At 65.1% G+C, this 12799-nt stretch carries 13 protein-coding genes; 5 read left to right on the top strand and 8 right to left on the bottom strand.

Annotated elements, in window-relative coordinates; translation table 11 throughout:
- Window positions 1-404, top strand: a 404-nt coding sequence (locus F1735_RS35875; RefSeq protein ID WP_222853120.1) for a hypothetical protein, incomplete at its 5' end; no start/stop codon positions are given.
- A gap of 267 nt (window positions 405-671) precedes the next feature.
- Window positions 672-2381: a L,D-transpeptidase family protein gene (locus tag F1735_RS30600; protein ID WP_167240440.1), complete on the top strand. Its 1710-nt coding sequence runs from the start codon at window positions 672-674 to the stop codon at window positions 2379-2381.
- Here the strand turns inward: F1735_RS30600 and F1735_RS30595 are convergent.
- Window positions 2362-2607, bottom strand: a complete 246-nt coding sequence (locus tag F1735_RS30595) for a hypothetical protein (protein WP_229477105.1) — start codon at window positions 2605-2607, stop codon at window positions 2362-2364. The genes F1735_RS30600 and F1735_RS30595 overlap by 20 nt on opposite strands.
- 170 nt (window positions 2608-2777) lie before the next feature.
- Complete coding sequence (locus tag F1735_RS30590; protein WP_167240439.1) at window positions 2778-3977, bottom strand: NnrS family protein; 1200 nt, start codon at window positions 3975-3977, stop codon at window positions 2778-2780.
- Window positions 3978-4199: 222 nt separating this feature from the next.
- Between F1735_RS30590 and F1735_RS30585 the strand changes: the two genes are divergently transcribed.
- Entirely contained in the window at window positions 4200-4448 is a 249-nt protein-coding gene (locus tag F1735_RS30585) for a heavy-metal-associated domain-containing protein (RefSeq protein WP_167240438.1), read from the top strand.
- Between the two features lie 91 nt (window positions 4449-4539).
- Here the strand turns inward: F1735_RS30585 and F1735_RS30580 are convergent, their stop codons facing one another.
- The 3 genes from F1735_RS30580 to moaA all read right to left on the bottom strand — a co-directional run bounded on the left by F1735_RS30580 (window position 4540) and on the right by moaA (window position 8205).
- Window positions 4540-5199, bottom strand: coding sequence for a response regulator (locus F1735_RS30580; protein WP_167240437.1), 660 nt, complete (start codon window positions 5197-5199; stop codon window positions 4540-4542).
- 20 nt (window positions 5200-5219) lie between these two features.
- Window positions 5220-7166 carry a type IV pili methyl-accepting chemotaxis transducer N-terminal domain-containing protein gene (locus tag F1735_RS30575; RefSeq protein ID WP_167240436.1) on the bottom strand — a complete coding sequence of 649 codons (1947 nt, stop codon included), beginning with the start codon at window positions 7164-7166 and terminating at the stop codon, window positions 5220-5222.
- A gap of 64 nt (window positions 7167-7230) precedes the next feature.
- Window positions 7231-8205 (bottom strand): GTP 3',8-cyclase MoaA, encoded by a 975-nt coding sequence (gene moaA / locus F1735_RS30570; RefSeq protein WP_167240435.1) that lies wholly within the window; start codon window positions 8203-8205, stop codon window positions 7231-7233.
- A 183-nt stretch (window positions 8206-8388) separates the two neighbouring features.
- Here moaA and F1735_RS30565 point away from each other — a divergent pair, with 183 nt between their 5' ends.
- On the top strand, window positions 8389-9552 hold the full coding sequence (locus F1735_RS30565; RefSeq protein ID WP_167240434.1) for an AAA family ATPase: 1164 nt from the start codon (window positions 8389-8391) through the stop codon (window positions 9550-9552).
- 33 nt (window positions 9553-9585) lie between these two features.
- Here the strand turns inward: F1735_RS30565 and F1735_RS30560 are convergent, their stop codons facing one another.
- Entirely contained in the window at window positions 9586-9888 is a 303-nt protein-coding gene (locus F1735_RS30560) for a putative quinol monooxygenase (protein WP_167240433.1), read from the bottom strand.
- A 103-nt stretch (window positions 9889-9991) separates the two neighbouring features.
- On the bottom strand, window positions 9992-10678 hold the full coding sequence (locus F1735_RS30555; RefSeq protein WP_167240432.1) for a class I SAM-dependent methyltransferase: 687 nt from the start codon (window positions 10676-10678) through the stop codon (window positions 9992-9994).
- A gap of 149 nt (window positions 10679-10827) precedes the next feature.
- Here F1735_RS30555 and F1735_RS30550 point away from each other — a divergent pair, with 149 nt between their 5' ends.
- The gene (locus F1735_RS30550) at window positions 10828-11352 is read left to right on the top strand and encodes a pyridoxamine 5'-phosphate oxidase family protein (protein ID WP_167240431.1); all 525 of its coding nucleotides are present in this window, start codon (window positions 10828-10830) and stop codon (window positions 11350-11352) included.
- Between the two features lie 190 nt (window positions 11353-11542).
- On the opposite strand, the gene F1735_RS30545 is transcribed toward F1735_RS30550, so the two are convergent.
- Complete coding sequence (locus F1735_RS30545) at window positions 11543-12454, bottom strand: hypothetical protein (RefSeq protein WP_167240430.1); 912 nt, start codon at window positions 12452-12454, stop codon at window positions 11543-11545.
- Window positions 12455-12799 lie beyond the last annotated feature (345 nt).

The raw sequence follows: 12799 nt of genomic DNA, 5'->3' as shown, positions 1-12799 counted from the left end.
ACGTCCGGTCTGCCGAGAATCGACCACACGCCGCCAAACTTCAACCTTCAAACCGCTTCATTGACTGTCCCGTTCAATTGGGTAGGGACGCTATCGCCCGCGACATTCCGATTCAAGTTGAAAAGGTTCTGCATCGGAAAAGTGAAGCTGCGGCGGTGGTTTGTGCAACATTCAGGCTAGGCCGCCAGGCCGGTCCTGTGGTCGGATCGGCAACGGGAGCGAGCGGCACGTCCGCCGCCGCTTCCCGCACCTTGCAAGGACCCGATGCACCCGTCGTGAACTCAGTTGGCGCCGCTGGCGGCGTGCATGCTGCTCAGCGGCTGCCCGATCTTCCTTCTGTGCGGATTCTGACGAGTCGGCAGCATGCGCAACCCCGGCTCCAGACAGTTACTGGCGACAACTAAATGTCGTTCCGACAATGACATCGCGCCGCTGACGATGCCCTGACCGTTGCAGCGCCAGCGCGTCAAGCAGTCGTGGCAAAATGGGCGTCAGCCCGGCATGTCAGGCCACATACGCCGCCGCATTGGCCCCGAATACCATCCGGAGCCTGCGATGAACGCTAGTTTGTTGCGCTGGCGCTACCATTTTTATAACTTTTCTGGCAACAGGTATGCCATCCGGGGCGTGTTCGATTAAGATGGTCAGATTTTTACTGTCTGGAAACTTAGATGATCGTCGGCAAACGAAGCTTCCGCCTTAGCGCCATTGCGCTGGCGCTTGTGGTCTGGCTTCCCCACGGTGCGGCCAGCGCGGCCGCGCCGGCACCTGTCGCGGCGGCCGGCGCCCCGGCGGCCGGCATCGCGGCCGAGCTGCGCACCTTGGCGATCAGCGCGGCGGCGGTGCCGACGCGCGGTTCGCGCCCGTATGACGAACGCGACTGGCTGGCCCGCTTCTACATCGCGCGCGCCTATGCGCCGGCCTGGCAGGAGCGCGGCTACAAGCAGGCCAGCGCCGCCCTCTCGCTGCTGCAAAACGCCGGCGTGCATGGCCTCTCGCCGGCCGAGTACAACGTCGATGGCCTGGCGCGCCAGCTGGCCGATCCGGTCCAGCGCACCAGCGCCCGCTTCGACGCCGGCATGACCCAAGCCATGCTGCATTACCTGGCCGACCTGCGCGTGGGCCGGGTCAAGTCCGAATACCACACCACCCTGCCCGATCCGCGCCTGACCAAGACCGATCCGGTCGAGCAACTGCGCGCGGCGCTGCTGAACCAGCGCCTGGATCAGGCGGTGGCCGCGTCGGAACCGCGCATTCCGCTGTACCGGCGCGTGATGGCGACCCTGGCGACCTACCGCAAGCTGGCCGAACAGCCGTTCACGGCGCTGCCGGCGCTGCCCGACGGCGTCAAGAAGCTCGAACCGGGCGCGCCGTACGCCGGCGTGGCGACCCTGCGCGCGCGCCTGGTCCAGTTGGGCGACCTGAGCGCCAGCGCACCGGCCGAGCCGCCCGCCAAGGCCGGCATCTATACCGAGGCGCTGGCCGAAGGCGTCAAGCGCTTCCAGTCGCGCCACGCGCTCAATGACGATGGCGTGATCGGGGCCGGCACCCTGGCGGCGCTGAACGTGCCGCTGACGCGCCGCGTGCGCCAGCTCGAACTGGGCCTGGAGCGCCTGCGCTGGCTGCCCGACTTTCCGGACGGGCGCCTGATCGCGGTCAACCTGCCCTCGTTCCGCCTGTGGGCGCTGGAACTGGGACCGGGTGCCAAGAACCCGCTGATCGAAATGCGCGTGATCGTCGGCGCGTCGGCCAAAACGCCGACCCCGCTGTTCGTCGGCTCGATGCGCTATGTGGAATTCAATCCGTACTGGAACGTGCCGCGCAGTATCGAAAAAGGCGAAATCATTCCCAAGCTGGCGCGCGATCCGGGCTACCTGGGCAAGAACGACATGGAATTGGTGCCGATCGGCGGCGGCGCGCCGGTATCGACGGTCGATGCCGGCGTGCTGGACGGACTGCGCGCCGGCCAGTACCGCGTGCGCCAGCGGCCGGGGCCGCGCAATGCGCTCGGCGCGGTGAAATTCGCCATGCCGAACTCGGACAATATCTATCTGCACTCGACCTCGGCGCAAGGCTTGTTCAAGCGCGGCCGGCGCGACCTGAGCCACGGTTGCATCCGGGTCGAAAACCCGCTGGGGCTGGCCAAGTTCGTGTTCGGCGACCAGCCGCAGATGACCCCGGCCGCGATCGACGCGCTGATGAAGCCGGCGCCGATGAAAACCGTCGGCATCAAGACGCCGATTCCGGTGGTGCTGTTCTATTCGACGGCCGTGACCGACCGCGAAGGACTGGCCTTGTTTCCGGAAGACGTGTACAAACGCGATCCGGCGCTGGAAAAGATGTTAAAGGTCCGTAGCGACGCTATTGCGCAGGCGCACTAACCACGCGCTTGAGGCGCTGCCCGTGGATGCCCCACTGGCAGTCGTCGCCATCGACGCGGCCGGTGATGACCCAGCCGGTGCCGATTTTCTGCACACCGACCTCGCCGCCAATCTCGGCGGCGAGTTTTTCGGCCCACATGCTGGCCGAACCTTTTCCCTTGAACAGTTCATTTCCTTCAAAGATGACCGTGGCATCGAACACGGGCATTGCAAATACGGTTGTCATTTTTTCTTGATCGCTTCAGTTGGTTGAGATGTAGACCACCGCCGTCCTTCCCGCGCAGGCGGGAAGGACATAGCGGGGCTGCCAGAACGACGCAGTCGGTCTGAGGGAACGACGCTGTGGGCTGCCGGAACGCCCCAAGCGTGCCACGGACGCTATCCTACCATCTCGCCTCAGCCCTCGCGCCCATCGATGCGGGCGCGCCACAGATACGGCGTGTACACCAGCAAAAACAGCAGGAACGACAGGCTCCAGCACAGGCCGGACGCCAGCAGCGCACCATTGCGCCACTCGAAGGGAAGGAACTGCGCCAGCACGCGCAGCACGGCGCCGGCCTGGATCAGCAGGTACATGACGGGTTCGTAGCGCCCGGCCTTGAGCATGCGGCCCGTGTGGCCGAGCGTGGTGCGGGTCATCATGCCGATGATCAGCCCTGCCATCGATCCGACCGCCAGCGCGTGGAAGCCGGCGCTGGCCGTCCCGAAGCCGAGCGCGGCCAGCGACAACAGCGCAAAGCCGAGCGCAATCCAGGCGTAGCCGAGGTGCAAAATCCACAGCAGCGGCACGTGCAAGGTGCGCTGCGGCTGCCAGCCAAGCAGGCGCAGCAGCACAGCGCAGGCGGCCGCCATCATCAGGGTGGCGCCGATCGCGCCCGGCAGCGGCAGCACGTAGGCCGCGCTGGCGGCCACCGTCAGGCCCAGCGCCACCTTGTCGTAGCGCGGCCGCACCACCGGCTTGCTGCCGGGCGCGCCATTGGTGGTGAACATGGGAATGACCCTGCCGCCGATCACCGCTTCGATGAGCACGATCACCAGGATCGCGCCATGCACGGGCGCCAAGGGCGACATGGCGACCCAGCCCAAGGTGGCGGCATGGAACAGCGCGTTGGCCAAGGTCAGCAAACCGAGCAGGAACACCAGGAACAGGTTGCGCTTGTTGCCCGATTGCTTGAGCACGCGGTACAGGGGCCAGGCGGCCAGCGGCAGGAACAGCAGGTCGACCACGGCGGCGGCCAGCGGCGGCGCGGCCAGCATGGCGCCGCGCCCGGCCAGCCACACGCCGGCCAAGGCCGCCAGGTGGACGCCGCGCGGGGTCGGCAGATTGGTCCAGGCGCGCCCGGCCGTGAACAGGAAACCGATCATCACGGCGATCGCCATGCCGTACACCATCTCGTGCGCGTGCCAGCCGAGGCCGACGTGCGGCCAGTGCAGCCAGCCCAGGTATTGCGCCAGCCACAAGGGCACGGCGAGCGCCGCGAAGGCCGCCGTCAAGATGTAAAAAGGCCGGAAGCCGAGCGCCCACACGGGGTGCTGCGCGCTCCACGGCGCGTGGTGGACCGGCGCGGCCGGCTCGTCGATTGTCAGCAGACTCATTTCATCCATCCTTTAAAGATATATTCAATATACTACTTAAAGGCGCCGCGCCGGGCAATGGCTATCGCGCGCGTTTTGAGGGCGGATCGGGCACGGCGCCGCCTAAGTGGGGCATTCTTGATGCAGGTTATGCTTTTCGAACAAATCGCACGGGCTTCTGGACGGCGGCCAAACGGCCCTTTACGCTGTTCGCATCAACCCACGTCAACCATCGGAGAACATATGCAAACCGCCTTACTGACCATTCCCGCCATGCAGAACCAGACCGTGGCGCTGGCCGTCGCGCAGGCGCTCGAAGCCGTGACCGGCGTCGAGACCGTACACCTGACCCTGGCCACCGGCCGCGCGCGGGTCGGCTTCGACGAGGCGCGCGCCTCGGCCGAACAGTTGCGCGATGCCTTGTTCGGCGCCGGCTTCACGGTGGCGCCGCCGGCCAGCGGCGGCTGCTGCGGCGGCTGCGGCGGCGGCTAGATCCGCTCCGGTCGGGCCGGCATCCGCCTGACCGGCTGACTGTCGCCGGCGCAACGCGCGGCGCCTCGATCGCGGTTCCCGCCCGCCGCTCCTATTTCATGCGCTGTTCGACGGCGAACACGGCGGCCTGCACGCGGCTGGCCAGCTTGAGTTTCTTGAGCACGTTCTGGACGTGGATCTTGACCGTGCTTTCGGCCAGGTCGAGGTTGCGGGCGATGCATTTGTTGCTCTCGCCGCGCGCCAGGCTGTCGAGGACTTCGCGCTCGCGCGGGGTCAGCTTGTCGAGCTCGGACGCGGGCGCTTCGGCCGCCGTGCCGGCTTGCAACTGCGCCACCAGCTTGCCGGTCATCGCTTCGGCCACCACGGTCTCGCCGGCGGCGGCGCGGCGGATCGCGCGCAGCAGGTAATCGGTATCGATATTCTTGATCAGGTAACCGCTGGCGCCCGCACGCAGGGCCGTGCCCAGGTCTTGCGCCTCTTCCGACACGGTGAGCATGACGATCGCCGCGTCCGGGCAATCCTGCTGCATCAGCTGCAAGGTTTCGACGCCGGACATGCCGGGCATGTTCAGGTCGAGCAGCACCACGTCGGGCTGCAACTGGCGCGCGCGCTTGATGCCTTCGACGCCATCGGCCGCCTCGCCGACGACGGCGAATTCGGCGTGGCGCTGGAGCAGCGAGCGGATGCCGCTGCGAAACAGGCTGTGATCGTCCACCAGCAGCACGCGGATCGCTTGGTCGGGGGTGTCCATGGGGTTCTCCATTTGATAAATCAGGCGGCGCGGCGATGCGCCTGCGGCAAGGTCAAGGCGATGGTGGTGCCGACGCCGGGCTGCGAGCTGACGGCCAGCGTGGCGTCGATGCGCTGGGCGCGCTCGCGCATGATGTGGATGCCGACGTGGCTCTCGCCGCGAACTTCGAGCAGGGCCGGATCGAAGCCGGCGCCGTTGTCTTCGATACTCAGTAAAAAATCGTGACTGTCCTGCAGGCGCACCGTGACCTGGCTCGCGTCCGCATGCTTGCGCACGTTCGACAGCGCCTCCTGCACGATGAACAGCAGTTGCAATTGCTGCTCGCGCGGGAACGGGGCGCCGTCGACATCGGCCACCAGCTCGGCGACGATGCCGGTCTGGCGACGGAATTTGTCGACCGTGGTTTCCAGCGCGGCGACCAGGTTGCCCTCGGCCAGACGGCTGCGGAAGTTGTGCAACAGTTCGCGCACGTCTTCGTAGCTTTCCTGCACGCCGGCGCGCAGGGCCGGGATGATGTCGGCCACGTCGCCCAGCTTGCCGTCGCGCACGGACTGGTCCAGCATCTGGACTTGCAGGTTGAGGAAGTTGAGGCCTTGGGCGATGCTGTCATGCAAGCCCTGGGCCACCAGGTTGCGCTCTTCGGAGACCGCCATTTCGCGTTCGCGCGCGCCCAGGCGCAGGTTTTCGATGGCGGTGCCGAGCAACTGGCCTAGCGTTTCAAGCAAACCCTGCTCGCGCGCGTCGAGTTCGCGCGGCGTGCGGAAATGCAGGTTGAAAAAACCCAGGTGCTGCTGGTGCGCATACATGTGGAATACCGAGACCGTGACGAAGCCTTCGCGGTGGCATTCAAGTTCGTAGCGCTTGTCGAGCTTGCGCAGGTCGTGGATCACCGTGACTTTTTTCTGGACCGCTTCGCCGCACAGGCAATCGCCGACCTTGATGCAGTGTTCGCGCTCGACCAGGCGTTTCGACAAGCCGTGGTGGACCACCATGTGCAGATTGTCGCGCCCGGCGTCGAGCACGCGCACCGAGCCGCCGTCGGCCTGGAAGTAGTCGCTGATGCGCTGCAAAAAGCCTTCGCACAGCGGTTCCACTGGCTGCGGACGCTGCAGGAAGGCGGCGCTGTCGTACAACAAGGCCAGTTCGCGGTTGTTGTGTTCCAGCGCGGCGGTCTTGGTGCGCACCAGGCTTTCCAGGTTGCCGTACAGCGCTTGCAGGCGGTCGGCCATCTGGTTGAAGCCTTGCGCCAGCTGACCGAATTCGTCGACGCTGTCGACCGCCAGGCGCACTTCGAAATCCTTGTCCTTCATGCGGTGCAAGCCGTCGTGCAGGCGCGTGACCGGTTCGATGATCAGGCTGAACATGAGGTAGATCAGGCTGACGGTGCCGACCATGGCCAGGGCCAGCAGGGCCAACTGCGAGGCGCGCAGCCAGAAGGTGCGCGTTTCGCTGTCGCGCTCGATCAGCTGGACCAGGGCGTCGACGCGCTCAACGAACACGTCGGTGCGCGCAAGGTAGCGCCGCAGCGCGCCGGCGTCGGCGCCCTGCCCGGCCGCCAGCGCGCTGGCGGCCGGGCGCAGGTCGCGCCGCCAGTCGCTGTTGATGCGATCGAACTCGCCGACGATGGCGCGGGTCGGCGGCAGGAACAAGGGGCGCTGCGGGTCGCCCTGGTGCAATTGCGCCAGGGTGGCGTCGATCTGGGCCATCTGGCGGGCGGCGCCGGCCTGGCGCGGGGCCGTGCCGGCAGTGTCGGCCGCGCCCGGTTGCGCCAGCAGGATCGCCAGCCGGTAACTGCTCATGCGCAAGCTGCCGGTATCGTTGATGGCGGCGGCGCTGCCTTCGAGCTGCCAGGACAGGTACAGGGTCACGCCAATGGCGCACAGGGCCAGCGCCAGGAAGCCGAGCAGTGCGCCGACAATCTTGGCGGAAAGCTTTTGACGCGAGGGAATCAGGGTATTCAGGGGCATGCGTTCTCCTTGCCAGCGCCATGATACGCTGCCGCGTTGCTAATCGGTATCGCCGCGCTGCCGCTCATCCGCCGGTTTGCGACATGAAGCGGATGATTTTGTCCGGTTGCTCACGGAATTCGTGCTTTTCGGGTTTCAGTTCGATGGCGGCGCGGATCGCCTGTTCCAGCTCGGCATCGCTGGCGCCGCCGCGCAGCAAAGGGCGCAGCTCGACCTTGTCTTCCTGCCCAAGGCACAGATACAGGGTGCCGTCGACCGACAGGCGCACGCGGTTGCAGTCGGCGCAAAAATGCTGCGACATGGGCGTGATGAAGCCGACGCTGGTGCGTCCGTCCGGTGTGGCCAGGTAGCGCGCCGGCCCGCCGCCGAGCGTAGCGCTCTGGTGTACCAGGCCGAAGTGACGGCGCAGGTGGCGTTCGATCGGCCCCAGGTCGAGCCAGGTGGCGTCGCGCCCGGTGGCGCCCATGGGCATCGCTTCGATCAGGCGCAGCACGAACTGGTGCTCGATGCAAAAGGCGACCATGGCGTCGATCTGGTACTCGTTGACGCCGCGCAGGGCCACCATGTTGATCTTGATCGGATCGAAGCCGGCCGCCTTGCCGGCCATGATGCCGTCGAGGATCATGCCGAGGCTGTCGCGCCCGGTGATCTGCTGCATGCAGGCGCGGTCGAGCGAATCGAGGCTGACGTTGATGCGCGACACGCCCGCCGCGCGCAGGGCGTCGGCGTGGTGCGCCAGGCGGGTGGCGTTGGTCGAGAGCGACAAGTCGTCGATGCCGGGCAAGCTGGAAAGGCGTCCGGCCAGTTCGGCCAGATGACGGCGCAGCAGCGGCTCGCCGCCGGTCAGGCGCAGGCGGCGCGTGCCGAGGCGGGCGAAGGCGGCCACCAGGCGTTCGATTTCATCGAAGGTAAGCCAGTGCGCCGGCTCCTCGAAGCCCTTGAAGCCTTTGGGGATGCAATAGCTGCAGCGCAAGTCGCAGCGGTCGGTCACCGACAGGCGCAAATATTCGATCGATCGCCCATACCGGTCGCGCAACATGGCCCTGCTCCCTGAAGATTGATGACAGGCCGATTGTAGCGGGACGGGAGCGGTTTGAATGTGCCCATGACGGGCTAGGCGGGCTAGTCATAAAGGACTAGAGGGCATATTGTGCAACAATTTGGCAATGCGCGCATGCCGGTGCGGCGCTCCTGCATCCAACTAATGACACCAGGATTAACCATGCTGACCACACTTGCCATTGCCAACTATCGCTCGCTGCGCGACCTGACTCTTCCTTTGCAGCAGTTAACCGTGATCACCGGGGCCAACGGCAGCGGCAAGTCGAGCGTGTACCGCGCGTTGCGCCTGCTGGCCGACGCGGCGCAAGGCTCCCTGATTCCAGCACTGGCGCGCGAGGGCGGCTTGCAGTCGACCTTGTGGGCGGGACCGGCGGATGGGTCGCGGGCGATGCGGCAGGGCCGGCATGAGGTTCAGGGTACGGGGCGGGCCGAACCAGCCAGCCTGCGGCTCGGTTTTGCCAGCGATACCAGCAGCTACCTGATCGACCTGGGCGTCCCGGTCAAGACCGACAGCGCGTTCCGGCTCGACCCGGTCATCAAGCATGAGTGCATCTGGAGCGGGCCTTTCCTGCGGCGCGGCGCGCAGTTCGTCGAACGCGACGGCGCGCTGGTGAAGTTCAGGGATGAGGGCGGCCAGTGGCGCGTGCTGAGCGCCGCCCTGGCCTCGTTCGACAGCATGCTGACGCAACTGGGCGACCTGCGCGATGGCGTGGAATTGCTGCAGTTGCGCGAGAAAATGCGCTCATGGCGCTTTTACGACCACTTCCGCACCGATGCCGACGCCCCGGCACGGCGCGCACAAATCGGTACCCACACGCCGGTATTGAGCCACGACGGGCACGACCTGGCCGCCGCGGTCCAGACCATCATCGAGATCGGCGAGGCCGATGCGCTGGACGAAGCGGTCGACGATGCGTTTCCGGGTGCAACGCTGGAGGTGAACATCAACGATGGGCGTTTCGAGCTGCACATGCGCCAGCGCGGCTTGCTGCGCCCGATGCGCACCAGCGAATTATCGGACGGGACGTTGCGCTACCTGTTGTGGATCGCCGCCCTGCTCACCCCGCGCCCGCCGGAACTGCTGGTGCTCAACGAGCCGGAAACGAGCTTGCATCCGGACTTGCTGGCGCCGTTAGGGCGACTGATCGGCCGCGCCGCGCGTCAGTCGCAGATTATTGCGGTGTCGCACGCGAAGCGCCTGATTGCAGCGCTCGAAGGCCAGCGTGGCTACCAGTCGCTGCGCCTTGAAAAGGTGCTGGGAGCGACCCAGGTGGAAGGCATGGGCGAACTGGAGAAACCGGCCTGGCATTGGAACACGCGCTGATCCATGTTGCGTCGACCGCGACGCTTGCCCGATTCAGGCGGCTGGCTTCGGGCCGTCCGTTTCATAGGCGACTTTTTCGAAGCTGCCCTCGGTCAGCGCGGGCAGGCGCTCTGCGAAGGCCAGGAAATGCGGCTCCTGGAAGTGGGCGTCGAGATCGGCCTGGCTTTTCCACAATTCGAAGAAAACGAACTGGTTGGGCGTGTACGGCGATTGCAGGAAGTCGTAGCGGATGCAACCAGGCTCGGCGCGCGAGGGCTCGATCAGGGTGGCGACGAGGTCGATCACGGCCTGCGCGGCGCCCGGTTTGGCGGTGAATGTTGCGGAAAAAACCAGCATGTGTGCTCCGTGAGATACGTTAACAAGGTCAGATGTGCGCCGGCTTATCGATGTGCGAGCACAGTTGAAATTTTGGCAATCTTACCGAATTATAGGCGTATTCCTATGACGCCGCTGGCGGGCGCCTGTTTTCGCCGACCATGATCAGCGAGAGAGGCACGCCGCTTTCCGGGTGGGCCGGCTCGCGCAGGTCGGCCAGGGCCAGTCCGCTGTCCCTGAACAGGCTGAGCCAGCTGGCGAGGGTGCGGAAGTACCAGGGTGCGGGATCGGAAAATGCGTCGCTGAAGCCGGCCCAGCTGCCCGCGCGCCAACCGTCTTGGTAATCGGCCGCCGCACCGGCGGCGAGCGGGTGCATGGTCTGGACGATCAGCGCGCCGCCGGGAGTCAGGAAAGAAGGTGCCGCGCGCACGAGGCCATCGACCGACTCCTTTCCGAGCAGGGAAAAATTGCAGACCGCGACATCGGCATGCATGGCGAGCTTGCCGGCCGCGATGTCTTGGTACGAGAGCACGCGATAATCGCCCTGGCCCGCCCTGCGCGCCTGCTCGATGAGCGCGGGAACCACATCGACGCCGGTCATGGCAACGCCATCGAGGGCGCGCACCAGCCAGCCTTCGCCGCAGCCGATATCGATGCCGGTCGCCGGCACGCGGCGGCGCACGGCGTCGATGATCGCCTGATTGGTGGCGAGGGTGCGGCTGGCGATGGCGCCGCTGCGCACAGCGTCGGTCCAGGGCGCGCTGTTCTTCATCCATGAATCGATGATCTTTTGGTCGCTCAGTGGTTTCATGCCTGATTTTACCGCGCCAGCCTCGGCCCGCTGTCATGCACGATCAGTTAGGTGCGCCACATAGCGCGCCACGCTTGTTACGTACCATGGGGCCTGCCTGCTCCATGACGGGAGCATCGATTGTATTGACATTCAAAACGGAGACAACCATGTACTCGATTAACAAGAACCAGCCGGAAGATAATTACAAGGATCTGGACGGCAGCGCGGCGCTCGACAAACTGAAGGACCTGATCGATAGCGCGGAAACCTGTTTTTTCTGCACCCGGCACGAAGGCAGCGCCAGGCCGATGAGCGTGCGCCAGGTCGATGAACAGGGCAATCTGTGGTTTCTCAGCGCCGACGACAGCCACAAGAATCAGGAGATCGCGGCCGATCCGGCGGTGAAACTGTATTTCCAGGGTCCGACCAATTCCGAATTCCTGGTGCTCGACGGCGTGGCCACCATCACGCGCGACAAGGCCAAGATCAAGGAGCTCTGGAACTTCATCCTGAAAACCTGGTTCACCGGGGGCGAGGACGATCCGCGCATCACGGCGATCAAAATCACTCCCGGCCAGGGATACTACTGGGATAACAAGCACGGCAAAGCGGTGGCCGGCGTGAAAATGCTGGTCGGCGCCGTGATCGGCAAAACCCTGGACGATTCGGTTGAAGGCAACATCGCGGTGTAAGGCGGCAGTGCGGGTCGATGGCGGCGCATCGCGTCAGCCATTGGCGCCGGCCGGCGTTTCAGCGCGACAGGCCGTGACGACGCTGATGGTGCCGAACAGCGGCAAGCCGATATGCAGCAGGATCAGCCACCACAGACTGTGGGTGAAGTAAACAGCCAGTCGAGCATGGGTGCTTGTCTTGAAAAGGAGTTTAAAAACGCGCGTAGGCGCGCTGCGCAATCGCGGTCAGCGGTTTCAGATCGGCTTCGTTGGCATCGCGCCCGAGCGGCTGCACGCTGATTTCCACCTGCTTGTCATTGACGTTGAACGCAATTTTCATCATCTGATTCATGGGTTTGACGCAGGCATATTCAGCGACGCCCCGGGCGCCGAATTGCGGCATCAGGACGACCTTGCACATGTCCGATCCTGGCGCGTCGCGCCCCAATTTTTCATCGATGACGTGGTCCGATACCTGCACCACCAGCGAGGCGCGGCTGCCCTCGACCGATGCGGCGCACCAGTTGGGACCGGAACGGTGGATTTTCAGCGCTCCCTTTCCGAGAAAGGCGCGCGCTTCGGCTTCGCTGAACCATTCGCATTGACCGAAGGATTGCCCGGCGTTGCCGGAGCGTGCGATGGCTTGCTTGCCCAGCGCGAGGATCGGCACGGCCAATGTATCCGGCCCGGTTTGCTCGCTGTTGCGGATGTAGCTCAATATCAGGATGCTGTTGCCCTGCGTTGCCAGCAGGGCTGCCTCGCTGAGGTGTTGCGATGCCGGCCGCATGCCGAAATACGCGCCCTTGCCAATCGGCGGCGTGCGGCCCGCACGGGGGAAATCCGCCATATACCCCACTTTCCAGGCATCGTAGGCTTCTTTCGTTTCAGCGGGACCGGGGTGTTTGTAAAACGAGGAAATGAGCGTGGTGTCGTCGGACAGCTTCCAGACGCAGGTGCCACCCGGATCGGCCGATTCCACGCGCGCGCCGGGATCGGCGAAAGCCGCTGCGACCGCGGCTGTACTCAGGAGCGGGCATTCGGTAGCCGCTTGCGATGGCGCGACCAATAGCAGCGCCGCGATACCGGTGCATAGGCGCATTTGCGCCAAAAATGACATTGGCATGATCGATTGCCTTGGTAAGGTTGTTGCCCGCGCGGGAAATGGATGAATGACAGCGGCGAGTGTAAGGTCGCGCGGCGCCGCTGTCCAGCGAATGCTGAGGCGCCCGGAACCAGCCCGCATCCGGCCATTGGCACCGCCGATTTCAACGCACCGCCGGGTATACATTGCTACGCGCGGTTGCAGCGCACTCGCGCTCGGTATTTTCCGTTGATATCACCAGAGCCTCTTGCAAAACTAGCGGAACGGATGAAAATTGCTTGGCAGCGCAAGCGAAAAGGTGGGAGTGGGCGCCCATTTCTGGCATGATTTAGTTCTAACGCTTAATCAAAACGCCCACACCATGAA

It is taken from the genome of Massilia genomosp. 1, assembly GCF_011682185.1.
GTDB lineage: Bacteria > Pseudomonadota > Gammaproteobacteria > Burkholderiales > Burkholderiaceae_D > Telluria_A > Telluria_A rubra.
Note: the sequence above shows the minus strand (reverse complement) of the source record. Positions and strands in the feature narration are given on the sequence as shown.

Coding starts and splice junctions, on each gene's coding strand:
- F1735_RS30565 (WP_167240434.1), top strand. CDS start 8,389: ATGCTGACCACACTTGCCATTGCCAACTATCGCTCGCTGCGCGACCTG.
- F1735_RS30560 (WP_167240433.1), bottom strand. CDS start 9,888: ATGCTGGTTTTTTCCGCAACATTCACCGCCAAACCGGGCGCCGCGCAG.
- F1735_RS30595 (WP_229477105.1), bottom strand. CDS start 2,607: ATGACAACCGTATTTGCAATGCCCGTGTTCGATGCCACGGTCATCTTT.
- F1735_RS30545 (WP_167240430.1), bottom strand. CDS start 12,454: ATGCCAATGTCATTTTTGGCGCAAATGCGCCTATGCACCGGTATCGCG.
- F1735_RS30550 (WP_167240431.1), top strand. CDS start 10,828: ATGTACTCGATTAACAAGAACCAGCCGGAAGATAATTACAAGGATCTG.
- F1735_RS30575 (WP_167240436.1), bottom strand. CDS start 7,166: ATGCCCCTGAATACCCTGATTCCCTCGCGTCAAAAGCTTTCCGCCAAG.
- F1735_RS30600 (WP_167240440.1), top strand. CDS start 672: ATGATCGTCGGCAAACGAAGCTTCCGCCTTAGCGCCATTGCGCTGGCG.
- F1735_RS30555 (WP_167240432.1), bottom strand. CDS start 10,678: ATGAAACCACTGAGCGACCAAAAGATCATCGATTCATGGATGAAGAAC.
- moaA (WP_167240435.1), bottom strand. CDS start 8,205: ATGTTGCGCGACCGGTATGGGCGATCGATCGAATATTTGCGCCTGTCG.
- F1735_RS30580 (WP_167240437.1), bottom strand. CDS start 5,199: ATGGACACCCCCGACCAAGCGATCCGCGTGCTGCTGGTGGACGATCAC.
- F1735_RS30585 (WP_167240438.1), top strand. CDS start 4,200: ATGCAAACCGCCTTACTGACCATTCCCGCCATGCAGAACCAGACCGTG.
- F1735_RS30590 (WP_167240439.1), bottom strand. CDS start 3,977: ATGAGTCTGCTGACAATCGACGAGCCGGCCGCGCCGGTCCACCACGCG.